The 505-nt window shown below is 46.3% G+C and carries 1 pseudogene; it reads right to left on the bottom strand.

Going from position 1 to position 505, the window contains the following annotated elements:
• A pseudogene (gene map, locus J4D97_RS23250) lies at positions 1 to 467 on the bottom strand (type I methionyl aminopeptidase); the annotation flags it as partial.
• Positions 468 to 505 lie beyond the last annotated feature (38 nt).

Below are 505 nucleotides of genomic sequence, written 5' to 3'. Positions count from 1 at the left end.
ACAACAACTGTGTGCTCAAAGTGCGCTGAAGGCATTTTATCCTTCGTACGGATAGTCCAGCCGTCCTTTTCTTGCACAATTTGCTTGGTACCTAAATTGACCATTGGCTCAATGGCAATAACTAAACCTGTCTGTAGCTTAAGCCCAGAACCGCGCTTACCATAATTAGGCACCTCAGGACGTTCGTGTAGCTTCTTACCCACACCATGTCCTACAAGCTCTCTAACTACACCGTAGCCCTGCTTTTCAACATGCTGCTGTACGGCGTAGCTTATATCGCCCATCCGATTACCAGCTACTGCTTGTTCAATACCCAGGTAAAGTGACTCCTTAGTTCGCTGCAACAACGCTAGTATCTCAGGAGTAACATTACCTACTGGGTAGGTGTAAGCGCTATCAGAATGGTAACCATTAAGGAAAACGCCGCCATCTACAGAAATTATATCTCCGTCCTGTAGTGGGTGTTCGTGAAAAATCGAAGTCGTTGGAAACCATCACCGATAGC

The organism is Hymenobacter defluvii (assembly GCF_017589435.1).
GTDB classification, from domain to species: domain Bacteria; phylum Bacteroidota; class Bacteroidia; order Cytophagales; family Hymenobacteraceae; genus Hymenobacter; species Hymenobacter profundi.
Note: the sequence above shows the minus strand (reverse complement) of the source record. Positions and strands in the feature narration are given on the sequence as shown.